General features: G+C 68.3%; 14 protein-coding genes. All 14 read right to left on the bottom strand.

Translation table 11 applies throughout. From position 1 onward, the window contains the following. Window positions 1–143: 143 nt before the first annotated feature. Genes cobK through I2H19_RS03550 form a run of 14 tightly spaced genes read right to left on the bottom strand, consistent with a single transcriptional unit; the run spans window position 144 to window position 13,644 of the window. Complete coding sequence (gene cobK / locus I2H19_RS03485) at window positions 144–917, bottom strand: precorrin-6A reductase (RefSeq protein ID WP_195245783.1); 774 nt, start codon at window positions 915–917, stop codon at window positions 144–146. Then, window positions 914–1,555, bottom strand: coding sequence for a precorrin-8X methylmutase (locus I2H19_RS03490; RefSeq protein ID WP_055310664.1), 642 nt, complete (start codon window positions 1,553–1,555; stop codon window positions 914–916). Before I2H19_RS03490 ends, cobK begins: the two co-directional genes overlap by 4 nt. Then, window positions 1,556–2,071 (bottom strand): cob(I)yrinic acid a,c-diamide adenosyltransferase, encoded by a 516-nt coding sequence (locus I2H19_RS03495; RefSeq protein WP_055310663.1) that lies wholly within the window; start codon window positions 2,069–2,071, stop codon window positions 1,556–1,558. Beyond that, a complete protein-coding gene (locus I2H19_RS03500) occupies window positions 2,068–3,567 on the bottom strand; it encodes a cobyric acid synthase (RefSeq protein WP_249360938.1) in 1,500 nt (499 codons plus the stop codon). The genes I2H19_RS03495 and I2H19_RS03500 overlap by 4 nt, the downstream gene beginning before the upstream one ends. Beyond that, window positions 3,560–4,783, bottom strand: a complete 1,224-nt coding sequence (locus I2H19_RS03505) for a pyridoxal phosphate-dependent aminotransferase (RefSeq protein ID WP_195621295.1) — start codon at window positions 4,781–4,783, stop codon at window positions 3,560–3,562. The genes I2H19_RS03500 and I2H19_RS03505 overlap by 8 nt, the downstream gene beginning before the upstream one ends. Then, window positions 4,780–5,754: an adenosylcobinamide-phosphate synthase CbiB gene (gene cbiB / locus I2H19_RS03510; RefSeq protein ID WP_195621370.1), complete on the bottom strand. Its 975-nt coding sequence runs from the start codon at window positions 5,752–5,754 to the stop codon at window positions 4,780–4,782. The genes I2H19_RS03505 and cbiB overlap by 4 nt, the downstream gene beginning before the upstream one ends. Then, on the bottom strand, window positions 5,754–6,755 hold the full coding sequence (locus tag I2H19_RS03515) for a histidine phosphatase family protein (RefSeq protein WP_195621296.1): 1,002 nt from the start codon (window positions 6,753–6,755) through the stop codon (window positions 5,754–5,756). Before I2H19_RS03515 ends, cbiB begins: the two co-directional genes overlap by 1 nt. Next, on the bottom strand, window positions 6,752–7,630 hold the full coding sequence (locus I2H19_RS03520; protein WP_229089760.1) for an adenosylcobinamide-GDP ribazoletransferase: 879 nt from the start codon (window positions 7,628–7,630) through the stop codon (window positions 6,752–6,754). The genes I2H19_RS03515 and I2H19_RS03520 overlap by 4 nt, the downstream gene beginning before the upstream one ends. Next, window positions 7,516–8,064, bottom strand: a complete 549-nt coding sequence (locus I2H19_RS03525; RefSeq protein ID WP_195621298.1) for a bifunctional adenosylcobinamide kinase/adenosylcobinamide-phosphate guanylyltransferase — start codon at window positions 8,062–8,064, stop codon at window positions 7,516–7,518. Before I2H19_RS03525 ends, I2H19_RS03520 begins: the two co-directional genes overlap by 115 nt. After that, on the bottom strand, window positions 8,061–9,203 hold the full coding sequence (gene cobT / locus I2H19_RS03530) for a nicotinate-nucleotide--dimethylbenzimidazole phosphoribosyltransferase (RefSeq protein ID WP_195621299.1): 1,143 nt from the start codon (window positions 9,201–9,203) through the stop codon (window positions 8,061–8,063). Before cobT ends, I2H19_RS03525 begins: the two co-directional genes overlap by 4 nt. Beyond that, complete coding sequence (locus tag I2H19_RS03535; RefSeq protein ID WP_271745714.1) at window positions 9,196–10,578, bottom strand: cobyrinate a,c-diamide synthase; 1,383 nt, start codon at window positions 10,576–10,578, stop codon at window positions 9,196–9,198. The genes cobT and I2H19_RS03535 overlap by 8 nt, the downstream gene beginning before the upstream one ends. Further along, window positions 10,575–11,822: a precorrin-6y C5,15-methyltransferase (decarboxylating) subunit CbiE gene (cbiE, locus tag I2H19_RS03540; RefSeq protein ID WP_195621300.1), complete on the bottom strand. Its 1,248-nt coding sequence runs from the start codon at window positions 11,820–11,822 to the stop codon at window positions 10,575–10,577. Before cbiE ends, I2H19_RS03535 begins: the two co-directional genes overlap by 4 nt. Continuing rightward, window positions 11,810–12,553 carry a precorrin-3B C(17)-methyltransferase gene (gene cobJ / locus I2H19_RS03545; protein ID WP_099431699.1) on the bottom strand — a complete coding sequence of 248 codons (744 nt, stop codon included), beginning with the start codon at window positions 12,551–12,553 and terminating at the stop codon, window positions 11,810–11,812. Before cobJ ends, cbiE begins: the two co-directional genes overlap by 13 nt. Beyond that, window positions 12,553–13,644 (bottom strand): cobalt-precorrin 5A hydrolase, encoded by a 1,092-nt coding sequence (locus I2H19_RS03550; protein WP_229089761.1) that lies wholly within the window; start codon window positions 13,642–13,644, stop codon window positions 12,553–12,555. The genes cobJ and I2H19_RS03550 overlap by 1 nt, the downstream gene beginning before the upstream one ends. Window positions 13,645–13,648 lie beyond the last annotated feature (4 nt).

Raw genomic sequence — 13,648 nt, forward strand, 5'->3', positions numbered from 1 at the left:
TTCACCGCAACTTATTTAAGGGCTGCTTGCGCCAGTTCCGGGCGTCCTCCTCGAGCTATTGGCGGATGACGGTCTTGTACGGCTCGAGCTTGCTCGGGGCGCTCCTCCTCGCGGGCGGGAGGACGCGCAGGCGCGGCGAGCGCCTAGCGCGCGAACTCCCGTAAGAGTGCGTCTTCCACTTCCCGAAGCGAAAGGCCCCCGTCTCCCTCGGCGGGACGGGTGACCACGATGCAGCGCGCTCCCACGTCGCGCGCGGCGGCAAGCTTCTCGGCCGTGCCGCCTACGGTTCCCGAGTCCTTGGTCACAAGCCACTGGGCTCCCACCTGCCGAAGCATCGCCTCGTTGAGCTCGCGGGTGAAGGGCCCCTGCATGCCGATGACGTGCGACGGCGAAAACCCCGCGTCGATGCACTTCGTTATAGCACCGGGCAGCGGGAGCACACGCACGAAGAAGCGCTCCGAGAAATCGGCGACGCGCGTATAGGGAGCAAGCTCCTTGCTCCCCGTCGTGAGAAGCGCGCGACCCGGGTTCTCGGAGAGAAAGCGCGCCGCGCAGGCGATCGACGCGACCGACACGACGCCTTTGGGCAGCGCCTCGGCCGCACGCGCAAGGCGCAGACATCGTACACCCACGGCAAGCGAAGCGGCCCGGATGTTGCCGCTGGCGAGCGTAGCGAAGGGGTGCGTGGCGTCGACGACGATGCGCGCGCCGGAAAGCTCGCGCTCCATGTCGGCCTCGTCGAGCCTGCTCGCATGCACCTCGATGCCCGGAAGCTCGCCCAAAAGCTCGCCTCCGTACTCGGTTGCCGCGTAGGCACGGGCGGGGATGCCCGCCCCGCTCGCCCATTCGCACAGAAGGCGGCCCTCGGTGGTGCCGGCGAAGATGCGCAGCGCCGGCGCAGATGCGGGCGCCGTCACTTCGGGCCGCCTGGGCGCGTGATCTGGTAGAGCAGCGCGTTCATAATGGCGGCCGCCACGGTCGAACCACCCTTGCGACCCCTCGCGACGATGGCCGGCGCGCGTCGCGCGAGTAGCTCCTCTTTCGCCTCGACCACGTTCACAAACCCGACCGGCACCCCAACGACGAGCGCGGGCGCGATCTTCCCCTCGTCCATGAGCTCGGCGAGGCGCAGAAGTGCTGTGGGAGCGTTGCCGACGGCCACGATGAGCGGACCCTCGATGCCGCAAGCTTTGTCCATGCTCGCAACGGCGCGAGTCGTGCCCGCGGCGCGCGCAGCCACGGCGACATCAGGGTCGGCCATGTAGCACACGGCCTTGCAGCCGAGCTTCGCGAGCGCAGGCTTGCTTATGCCTGCGAGCGCCATGTTCGTATCGGTGAGCACCGTGGCCCCTGCGCGCAGTGCGTCGAGCGCACAGTGCGCGGCGTCATGAGTGAAAACGAGGGAATCGGCGTACGAGAAGTCGGCAGTGGTGTGGATGACGCGCTTCACGACGGGTTCTTCGAGCGGCGGGAACGTGCGGCCGCCGAGCTCTTCGGTGATGATCTCGAAGCTGCGCCGCTCGATGTCGCCGGGCGCCATCTCCTTGGAATCCATCTAGTACTCCACTCCTTCCCTTGCACATATCCCCTGCTCGTAGGGGTGTTTCTCGCACCGCATCTCGGTTATGTAGTCGGCCTTCTCCACGATCTTGCGGGAAGGCGCGCGCCCGGTGAGCGCTACTTCGACGCCGCGCGCGGACATATCGAGCGCGCGGTCCACGAGCGCCTCGTCGACAAGCCCCTTCGAAAGCGCATCGAGCGCCTCGTCGAGCACGAGCAGCCCCTCCTGCGCGCCCTCGAGCTCGGCAAGCGCGGAAGCGAGGTTCCCATCGTGCAGCTCGCACGTAGCGGCAAGTTCTTCCGACGACATCGACCAGGTAAACTTGTCCGACACCTTCCCCGCGAACACGGGCACGCCGAAATGCTCGGCGAGCAGGCGCGCCTCCCCGCTTTCGCCGTCTTTCAGGAACTGCACGACGACGACGCGGCGGCCTGCGGCGAGCATGCGAAGGGCGAGGCCCATCGCCGCCGTGGTCTTGCCTTTGCCGTCGCCATGATACACGTGAATCATACGCCCTCCTCGATAATGCGGTAGACATACTCCATGTCGAGCGCTCCGCGCACGACGTCGGCCAGGCGGTCGAACTCGCGCGCACGGTGATCGGCCGCGGACGCCGCGCCCGCAGCACCCACGACGCTCTCGGGCAGGCCGCGCATGCGCGCGAGCGAGCGCGCGAGGGCGAGCGCCACCCCCGGTTCGTCGAACAGGCCGTGGAGATAGGTTCCGAACACGTTTCCGCAGGCCGCGCCTTCTGGTTTGCCGCCAATCGTGCCCGCAGGGGCGCAGGAGACGGTCGTTTCGCCGTCGTGAATCTCGTACCCACGCGCCGTCATGCCGTTCCACACCGAGAACGCGCCTTGGGCGCCCGTGATGCGCAGCTCCGACTGGGCGAGGCGCTTTTCCTCCTTGAACACCGTACTTGCAGGGATGAGCCCGAGCCCGCGCGCGGTGCCAGCGCCTTCCCTGCCGTGCGGGTCCGAAAGCTCGTCTCCCAAAAGCTGGTAGCCTCCGCATATGCCGAGCACCGGCGTGCCCGCGCCCGAAAGCGCGCGTACACAGGCTCCGATGCCGCTAGCCGCAAGCCAGCGCGCGTCGTCGACCGTGGACTTCGAGCCGGGAAGCACCACCAGGTCGGGTCGGCCCAGATCGGTCGTCGAGGAAACGTAGCGCACGCCCATGCCGGGCACGCGCGAAAGCGGGTCGAAGTCGGTGAAGTTCGACAGATGCGGAAGGCGCACGACGGCGACGTCGATGACGCCGCGCGCCTCGCGGGCAGTTAGGCGCGGCGCGAGCGAGTCCTCGTCGTCCAGGTCGAGCGTAAGATACGGCACGACCCCCACGACGGGAACCCCGCACATTTTCTCGAGCGGAGCCAAACCCGGACGCAGGATTTCCACATCGCCGCGGAACTTGTTCACCATAAGCCCCCGCAAAAGCGCGCGGTCCTCGGGCGCAAGGAGCGCGACCGTGCCGTAGAGCTGGGCAAACACCCCGCCTGGGTCGATGTCGCCCGCGAGCAGAACGGGGGAGGACACGGCGCGCGCGAGCCCCATGTTGACGATGTCGTTTTCGGCAAGGTTGATTTCGACGGGACTGCCGGCGCCCTCGATGACGATGACGTCGTTTTCCTCCGCGAGCGAATCGAACGCCTCCAAAATCTGCGGCATGAGCGCCTTCTTTCGCGCGAAGTAGTCCCTCGCAGCGAAGGCTCCCTGCGCCTTGCCGGCCACGATGAGCTGGCTTCGGTGATCGCTTTCGGGCTTGAGCAGGATGGGGTTCATGCGCACGTCGGGCGCGATGCCGCACGCCTCGGCCTGCATGATCTGAGCGCGCCCCATCTCGAGCCCGTCGGCCGTGACACCGCTGTTGAGCGCCATGTTCTGGCTCTTGAAGGGAGCCACGCGCAGGCCGTCCTGCGAAAGCACACGGCACAGCCCCGCCGCAAGCAGGCTCTTCCCCGCGTTCGACATGGTGCCCTGGATCATGATGGGCTTCGCCCTACCCACGGGTATCGACCTCCTTCGCCGAGCCTCGGCCATCCGCGCCCGCCATAGCGCCGCTGCAAGAAGCGCCGCCCCGTTCGTCGGGTTCGCCTTCGCCCGATGCGCCTTCCGCCCGAAGCGCGCGGCTGAACGCCATCGCAAGCCGGGCATTCTCCTTGTGCGTGCGCACGGCGACGCGGCACCAGAAACGGGACAGTATCGAAAACGAGTCGCACGTGCGGACCAAAACCCCCTGTTTATACAGGCGCTCGGGGATGTCTTTCGCCGGCGTGCGGACTAAAAGGAAGTTCGCATCCGACGGCACGACGGAAAGCCCGAGCGAGGAGAGCTCGTGGGAAAGCCACGCTCGCTCGCCCGCCAATACATCGCGCGTGCGCGAGACGTATTCGACGTCTTCCAGGGCGGCGATGCCCGCGGCCTCGGCGACCGAGGAGACGGGCCACGCCTGCCCCGCCCGACGAATCCCCTCGATGAGTTGGGCGTTTCCGCTGATCAGATACCCCAACCGCAACCCTGCCATTCCGTAGAGCTTGGTGAACGCGGAGAGCACGGCCACATGGTGCGAACACGCGGCGCGTGCGGCCACGCTCCTTTCGCGGGCGTCGGGCGCAAATCCGAGGAAGCACTCGTCCACGACGAGCAGCGCGCCCACCTGCTCGCAGCGGCAAGCCGCGGCATCGATCACGCGGGGGTCGACGAGGCGCCCCGTCGGGTTGTTCGGATTGCAGAGGTACGCCACGTCTCCCGGCCCCTCGATCGCGCGGGCGAAGGAGGCGGGCACGTCGAAGTCATCCGCCTCGGAGAGCGGGAACTCCTGCACGCATGCACCGTAGTACGATGCCGCCTCCGCATATTCAGAGAACGTCGGCGCGCACACGACGATGCGTTTCGGGCGTACCGCCGCGGCGAGCCGCCAGATGATGTCAGACGCGCCCGCGCCGCAGACGATAGTATCTTCGGGAATGCCCTGGGCGCGCCCTAGGGCGCGAACGAGGGCGAGGCTTTCCCTATCGGGGTAGGCGTCGATTCGAGAAAGCGCCTTGCAAGCTGCGGCGACGGCGCGCGGCGAGGGGCCTGCCGGATTCACGTTCACCGAGAAGTCAATGAGGTCGGAGGCGCCCCCTTCGCAAGCGATGCCGAGCGATTGCGAGCTGCCCCCATGCGTACGGGCGCGCAGGATTCCCCCGGCAGCCTGGGGCGCGGCGTGGTCTTCCCTCATGCCATCGCCCCCACGGCGAGCACGACCGCCGCGCGCGCGGCGCCGAAGACGACGAGCGCGCATACGGACGCGGCGAGCATGAGCCTTATCGCCCGTGCGATGTCGCCCCACTCGATTTCGCGGGACGCGTCGCCTATCGTCGGTTTCTCAACGAGCTTGCCGAAATACACCGCGGGTCCCGCCAGGCGCAGCCCGAGCGCGCCCGCGCACGCTGACTCGGTCTGCGCCGAGTTGGGGCTCGCATGGCGACGCCTGTCGCGGCGCCAGATGCGCGCCGCCCCGCGCGCGTCGAGCCCGACGATCGGGCACACGGCGATCATGAGCAGGGCCGATAAGCGCGAGGGAATCCAGTTCACCGCATCGTCGAGGCGCGCCGAGGCGCAGCCGAAGTCGATGTAGCGCTCATTTTTGTAGCCCACCATGCTGTCGAGCGTGTTCACCGCCTTGTACGCCATGCCCAAGGGCGCACCCCCGATCATAAGGTAGAAAAGCGGCGCGATGACGCCGTCGCTCGCGTTCTCCGCCACCGTTTCCACGGCGGCGCGCGCAACGCCCTGCTCGTCGAGAACAGACGTGTCGCGTCCCACGATGAGCCCGACGGCTTCGCGAGCCGCGACAAGGCCGCCCTTCGAGAACGCGCGGGCCACGGCCAGGCTCTGGCGGCGAAGCTCGCATGCCGCGAGAATCTGATAGCTTGCCCATGCCTCGGCCACGAAGCGCAAGCCGGAGTGAACCATGCCGCAAAGATGCAGGATTCCCCAGGTCAAAAGCCCACACGCAAGCGGAAGCGCCACGGCGAGCACAAGCCCTGCGGCGCGCGTGCCCGCGGACGTTTGCGGGAATGCGCCCCGCAGGCGGCCTTCGGCCCACGTGATCGCGCGCCCCATGGCGACGACGGGATGGGGAAGCCAGCGCGGGTCGCCGAAGGCAAGGTCGGCCGCGAACCCGGCGGCGACGGCAAGAATCGTCATCACCGGGCATCGCCCCCCGAAGCGGGGCGAACGTCGCGAAGGCAGCGCCCATCCCAGGTGGCGGCCCATGCACCACCCGGCTCGGTATGCACGTCGAAGTATCCCATTTTCGGGACAGCTAGCTCGGAGAGCAGCGCTTTCACGGTACCCGCGTGAACGACGAAGACGGCGCGCCCACTCCCCTGGGCGCGCTCCGATTCGCACGCCTCCCGAAACGCCGCGACGACGCGGCGGGTGAAATCGCTCTTGCCCTCGCCATGCGGGCAGCGCGTCTCACACCAGGAGTCTACCCAGGCGCGGTAACGCGCATCCTCTTTAAGTTCGGCGGCGCTTCGCCCCTCGAAGTCGCCGAAATCTATCTCGCGCAGACCGGGGCACGCCATAAGCTCCGCGTTCGGGAAGAGAATGCGTGCCGTCTGGTCGGTGCGGGCCATGCCGCTCGTGATAACACGGAACACGTCACGATCGCACGCGAGGTCGCGCAAAGCGCGCTCGCCCGCGCTCGACAGGGGCTCGTCGGTGCCCGCCCCGCTGTAGCGATGGTCTTCCGTGCCCGCCGTGGCACCATGGCGCACGAAGATGACTTCCAAAGGCGCGCCCGCGCCCAGCGTCCCTCGAGGCGCATCGGCAAGGTTTCCTTTGATGACCTGGGGAATCCCGCACGTCATGCGCACGACGACGTCGGCGCGCGCAGCGAGCGCGCATCCCAGGCGCCCCGCGCGCTCGCGCCATTGGGCGTCTTCCGCACGCATAGGGACGACCCCCGAGCCGACCAAGGTCAGAATCACTGCGTCGAAGCCAATCAGCCGCTCGAGCGCCCGGTCAGCGTCGAGCGTGCGTACGAGTTCCTCAGCACGGTACGCGACACGGCCGGCAAAAACCGCGGGCACGACGCCCTCCGCAAGCTGCGCCGCGTCGACGAAATCGTCCGCCGCGAACCCGAGCTTTTCGCGCACGAAGGTCCTCTTCCCCGAATGCGCGCCACCTACCACGAGCATCATAGGAGCATGCCCCCCGCCACCAGCATGGCAAGCATCGCGAGCTCGGCCCATTGCAGAAACCATCCGGCCAAATCCCCCGTCACCCCGCCGAAGCGGGACAGGGCAACATGGCGATACCACGCGAGCGCCAAAAGCCCCGCCACCGCCATAAGGGCGCCGACGGCCCGAGCGCACGCGACCATCCCTGCAGCCGAAGCCGCAGCGAAAGCGCAAAGCGGCACGACGATCGCCGCGCGCTTCTTCGAAGGCGAGAGTCCCGCGGCCATGCCGTCCGCCCGCGCGGCAGGCCAACATTCAACGGCGAGCCCCGAAAGCGCGCGGGAGAACACGAGCGAGCACAGAAGCGCAAGGAACGTCCCCGCCGTAAGCGGCAGCGCGGTGAACAGGGAAAACTGCAGAATAAGGTACACGACAACACCGATGACCCCGAAGGCGCCCGCCCGCGGGTCGTGCATGATCTCGAGCTTTCGCTCGCGTGGGGCCCAACTTGCAAGCGCATCGGAGGTGTCGCAGAGCCCGTCTAGGTGGATGCCTCCCGTCACCGCCACAGGCAGCGCCACGAGCACAGCCGCGACGATGGTCGCGGGCACGCCGAACAGGTTCGCCATGTACCCCCACGCCGTCATGAGGAAGCCTTCCGCAACGCCCACCAGGGGAAACGCGGCAAGCGCATGGGTTGATCCGAAATCGGTCCAGGTCGATTTCGGGACGGGGATGCGCGAGAACGTTCCGAACGCCGCGCCGATTGCCTCTGCTATCTTCACCTTGTAGGCCCTTCGCCTTTCATCCACACGGGAATCCCGCACACCACTTCGACTGCGCGGTCGGCCAGCGCCGCCACGCCCGCGTTCACGCGCGCAAGCGCGCGCCTCCATGCCTCGGTCCCCTCATCGTAGCGCATCCCATCGGCGAACACGTCGACGGAGACCACCACCGTATACGCAGCGGCCTGAGCGAGCCGTTCGATGCCTCCGAGCACCTCGCGCGCCGCAGCGTCGGGGTCACGTGGGGACAAGCCGCCTTCCGCGAAAAGCTCGTTCGCAACCAGGTTGCCCACGTCCTCCAAAAGAAGCGTGCAGCCGCGCGGAAGCCCGGACACTGCGGCGCCCACGTCACGCGTGCGCTCGAGGGTGGAAAACCCCTTGCCCTCGCGCAGCCCCCGATGGCGCGCGATGCGGCGGGCGCCCTCTTCCCCGAAGGGCTCCATCGTTGCCAGGTACACGCGGGGTCCGTCGTGCCCGAGGCACAGGGACTCGGCGTAGGCGCTCTTGCCGCTCGCGGCGGCGCCGATGACGAGCGTTACCGTCATTTCCCGGCCTCGAAATGCTCGTAAGCAGCCATGCCAGTCGCCGTGAACGTCTTCCCATCCCGGTACACGCGCAGCGCCGAATCCAGAAGGGGCAGATACGCCATGGCGCCCGCGCCCTCGCCCAAGTGCATGCCTGCGTCGAGGGGTGCCTTTATGCCGAGCTCGCGAAGGAGCTCCTGGCTTGCGGGTTCGCTTGATGTGTGGGTGCCCACGAGGTAACCCAAGGCGTTGGGGCACAGGCGCGCCGCGCACAGGGCCGCCGTGCAGGATATGACCCCGTCGAGGAGCGCCGGCGCCTTCGAGGCCGCGGCCCCCAGGTAGAAACCGCACATCGCCGCGATGTCGAAGCCGCCCACCTTCGAGAGCACGTCGATCGGGTCGGCGGGATCGGGCGAGTTCGCGTCGATAGCGCGCTCGACCACGTCGCGCTTGCGCGCGAGCGAGGCGTCCGAGAGCCCCGCGCCGCGCCCGACGAGACTCCGCGCGTCCGTCCGGAGGAGCACTGCGGCCACCGCCGCCGAGGTGGTCGTGTTGCCGATGCCCATCTCGCCCGCGGCGAGAAGGCGCACGCCGGCGCGGGCAAGCCCGCACGCGACGGCGATTCCGACCTCGATCGCGCGCACGGCCCCATCGCGAGACATAGCGGGGCCGTACGCGATGTTGCCGCTCCCCCGCCGCACGTTCGCGCGCACCATGCGCGCGTCTTCTATGCCCCAGGCCATACCCACGTCGACGGGCACGACCTCGGCACCCGCGAACGCCGCCATGCGGCAGGCGCTCGTGGCCCCTTCGCACATGTTGCGCGCGACGACTCGCGTCACGTCTTGCCCGCTTTGCGACACGCCTTCGGCAACGACCCCGTTGTCGGAGAAGAATACCGCGAGCGCACGGGGAAACTCGACCACCTCGGCGCTCCCCTGAGCTGCGGCGATACACGCGACGGCGTCTTCAAAGTCGCCCAATCCCCCCAAGGGGTGCGCGATGGAGTCCCACGCGGCGTACGCGGCGGCGCGGGCGCACTCGTCTGCGGGCGCAATCCGGGAGAGCGCGGCTTCGAGCACGGCGCCCGGCGCCGACGAGAACGCGCGCTCGACTTCCTCGCGGATGCAGGCAAGCGCGGTTTCGGTTGCTTCAGCCATGCCGTCTCCTCTCTGCGAACGACGCTGCGGCAGACGCGAACGCGCGCGCAACGTCGGGGTTCGCAGGATAGTACACATGCGGGAAGCCCGCAACCAGGGACGGGGTGGTCGTCATGCACGGCCAGCCCTTGTCGCGCCGGGGCTTCTGCGCCCAGAAGTCGCCGCCCGGGCAGGTGGACTGCCAGTAGTGGAACTCGTGCGCGCGGATGCGTGTGCCGCGCGGCCCGTAGAGCCCGTCGCGTTGAGAAGTGAGCTCCACGTACCCGAAATGGGACAGCCTTCCCCCGTTCTCGCTTACGCCCTCAAGGGCGCCCGCAACAGGCCAGCGCCGCCCCTCGCTATCGGCGATTTCGCGCTGCAGATACAGAAACCCACCGCATTCGGCGACCGTCGGCATGCCAGATTCCACCGCGCGCCGCACCGCCTCGCGCATCGGCGCGTTCTCGGAGAGCTGCCGCGCATGGAGCTCCGGGTAGCCGCCCCCCAGATAGAGGGCGCTTGTCCCCCGGGGCAACTCGCTATCACACAGGGGGCTGAAAAAGGCCAGCTCGCAACCCAGGTCCTCGAGCGCGCGCAGGTTCTCCTCGTAGTAAAACGAGAACGCCTCGTCACGCGCGACGGCGACGATGGGCCGCGCTCCCGCGATCGGCTCCAACCGATAAGGTTCCTCGCAGATATCGGGTGCCGTCGCCGCTATTTCAAGCAAGCGGTCGACGTTGACGCTCTTTTCCACCAGCTCGGCCATCTTGTCGATGCGCGCGGAGAGCTGCTTGACTTCGTCGGCGGTCACAAGCCCCAGATGCCGGCTTTCGAGCGAGAACGCCTCGTCGGCGGGAATATTACCCAAAACCGCGACGCCCGTGTGCTTCTCGATCGCAGGCGCCGCGTAGGCGCAGGCAGCGGCGCTCGTCTTGTTCAGCACGACGCCGCGCACGTTCGCACAAGGCAGGAACTCGGCGATGCCGCGGATTACGGCGGCGAGCGATAAAGACGCCCCGCGCCCGTTCACCACTAAAACGACCGGCGTTTCCGTGTCGCGCGCAACCTGGTAGCTGCTCGCGTCGGCCACGCCGGGCGCCATGCCGTCGTAGAAGCCCATGACCCCCTCGAGCACCGCGACATCCGCGCCCGCGGCGCCGCGTGCGAGCAGGGCGCGCAGCGTCGGGGCGTCGGTGAAGAAGCCGTCTAAGTTGCCCGAGCGCGCACCCACGACGCGGCGATGAAAGAGCGGGTCAATGTAGTCGGGGCCGCATTTGAAGGCCGCGCATGCAAGGCCGCGGCGCGCGAACGCGCGCAGGAGCGCGCACGTTACGACCGTCTTGCCGCTCCCACTCGAGGGCGCAGCGACCATGAAGCGCGGGATGGACGTGCTCACCGGGCGCCGCCTTCCCCACCTGCACCACGCGCGCTGACGAGGAACACGGGGTTTTGCGCCTTCATAAGATGGTGCGAGCCTACAGCCTCGGCGCGGGCGGCCGACACCTGGCACGCCTCGAACCCCTTAAAGCGCGAACCCGAGAGGAGCGCGCACGCCTCGGTGAGCGTCTCAACAGTGACGCATGGCACGCACAGGCGAACCTGCGAGTTCTTCTCGAGCGCTGCCTCCACGATGGAGGGAAGCTCGCCCGCGCTCCCGCCGACGAACACAGCGTCGGGAACGGGCAGTTTCGCGAGCGCTTCGGGGGCGACACCGGGGACCGCATGCACGTTGCCGCACCCGAATGCATCCGCGTTCTCTCGGATGAGCCGCACGCCGGCCGCGTTGCGCTCGACCGCCCATACCGACCCCGCTCGCGCGACGAGCGCCGCCTCGATCGACACGCTCCCCGTGCCGGCTCCGACGTCCCACACGGTGTCGGTAGCGGTAAGGCGCAGCTTCGCGAGCGCGACTGCGCGCACCTCCTGCTTGGTCATGGGAACGTCGCCGCGGATGAAGAGCTCGTCGGGAATGCCCGAGGAAGCGTACGGCCAGCGGGAACTCGCGGCGCGGGATGCGAACTCGATAAGCATCACGTTCAAGTCGTCAAACGTCTGACCTGCGATTTCACTTGCGGTCGCGCAGGTGATGCGCTCGTCGGGGTACGACAGGCGCTCGGCCACCGTCACGCGCGCGTCCCCGAAGCCCGCTTGCGCAAGCTCGCACGAAAGCCGCGAGGGGTCTTCCCCGCCCGACGTGGCGAGGAAGAGCTCACCTGCGCGCTCGGCCTCGGCCACGATGTCGCACGCCACGCCGTGAGCGCTCGCAAAGCGCCAATCCTGCCATGGACGCGCAAGGCGCGCGGCGAGATACGACGCTGAGCTTATGCCGGGAACAACGCGCACGTCCACCTGCGCGTCGCCGGAGAGCGCCTCCACCAGGCGGCGCGCGCCGCTGAACAGCCCCACATCGCCCGTCATCACGACCACGGCGCGCCGCCACGACGCCGCATCGGTGAGCGCGGCGACGATGTCCGCCGTCTTCACGAGCTCGCATCTCACCACGTCGGGCGGCACGTCGATGCCGGCAAGCGCGCGATGAGCGCCGATGACCACGTCGGCGATGTCGATCGCGTCGAGCGCCGCGCGCGAGAGCAAGTCGGGGTTTCCGGGCCCCGCCCCGATGATCGTTACCTTTCGCATGGAATCTCCCGATACCCGCGCGGCGTGACCATACGGCCGCCTACGCGCTTCGTGTCAGCGTTGCCGACGAACACGGTGGTGAACATGTCGGCGTCGATCTCCCCCAGCTCGGAGAGCCTGCACATGCCCGACTGCTGCCCCTCGCGCCCGATGTTGCGTACCCAGCCGCAGAGCGTGTCGGGGGCCTTCCATTCGAGCATAATCTTCGCCGCGCGCGAGAGCCTGTCGGCGCGCTTTCTGCTGCGCGGGTTGTACAAACAGATGCAGAAGTCGGCGCTCGCCACGGCGGCGAGCCTGCGCTCGATGACCTCCCACGGCGTGAGCAGGTCGGAGAGCGACACGACCGCGAAGTCGTGGGCAAGCGGGGCGCCGAGCACCGCCGACCCGCTCTGAGCCGCGGTGGCCCCGGCGATAACTTCCACGTCTACATCGGGGTAGTCCTCCGCAAGCTCCAGCACGGGGCTCGCCATGCCGTACACGCCCGCGTCACCGCTGCACACGAGCGCCACGGCTTCTCCGCTCTGCGCGCGCGAAAGCGCCAGGCGGCACCGTTCAACCTCGTGCATCATCGGCGTCGCGAGATGCGCCGCGTCGGGCACGGCGGCGAGCGCGAGCTCCACGTATTTCGTGTACCCCACAACGATGTCGGCCGCCTCGAGCGCGCGCCGGGCCGCAATCGTCATGCCGTCGGGGCCGCCCGGGCCGATCCCCACCACGAAGAGCTTTCCCATCACCGCTCCTTAAACGAAAGTTCGATAGTTACCTTGGAAAACGCGACGGTCACGCCGCCGTGAGCGAGCTTCGGGAAGATAAGTTTGCCCCCGTCCGCGAGCGCCGCGCGCTCGCACACGTTGTCGACCCCCACCGTCGCGCGCACGAAATCAGATGGCGAAATGCTGCCTTCGCCTTGCGACAACTCATCTGCGGAATACGTCGCAAGCGGAATATTGCGCGCGCGGCAGAAGGCGAGCAGACCCTCCTCGTGCGCCTTCACGTCGATCGTCGCCGCCTCGCGCACGGCCGAAGGCGAGATACCCACCTGCCCGCACGCGAGAAGAAACGCCTCCTCGATCGCTTCGGCGCACGCACCGCGACGGCACCCTATGCCCGCAACGATGCAGGGCACGACAAGGCGAAGCGGCTCGGGCGCAGGCGCCTGCGCCCGCACGCCCGCCGGCTTCCCCGTCTCACCGGCGGGCACGACCTCGCCCGTTGTCTCCGACGCGCGAACGGACGCACCTGCATTCGCGCCAGCGAACGGCGACACGACGATATCGGCCCGAGCGCGGTCGGACGCAATGTCAACCCCCTCAGGAGGCTGTCCCGAAATCGGCATGTCGGAATAGAGCGCCACGCGCCCGCCCGAAAGCAGCCGCGCCGACACTCGCTTGATAGCCTCGGGATTCGAAACGACGAGCCCCGCACAGCGCGCCCACGTATCCACCGCCCACACGCCGCGGACGTCGGTCGCCGTGGTGATGACGGGGATGGCCCCTGCCGCGCGTGCCACAGTTTGCGCAAGCTCGTTCGCACCGCCCAAATGCCCCGACAAAAGCGGGACGGCAAAGCGCCCAGCCTCGTCGATCACCACAACCGCGGAATCGGTTGCCTTCGAGGCGACATGCGGCGCGATCGCCCGCACGGCGATGCCCGCCGCGCCCACGAACAGAAGCGCGTCCGACGCTTCCCACGCGAGCGCCGTCCATGCGCGCAGGTCGGCCTTCCCCTCACCGAACCCGCGCGAAACGGAAACGTACCAGCCAGGGTCATCTTCACCTGTCTGCGCGTAATCGGAAAGCGCGTGTGCGGTGCGCTCCGCCAACGCA

It is taken from the genome of Collinsella aerofaciens, from assembly GCF_015560135.1.
Lineage (GTDB): Bacteria > Actinomycetota > Coriobacteriia > Coriobacteriales > Coriobacteriaceae > Collinsella > Collinsella aerofaciens_AN.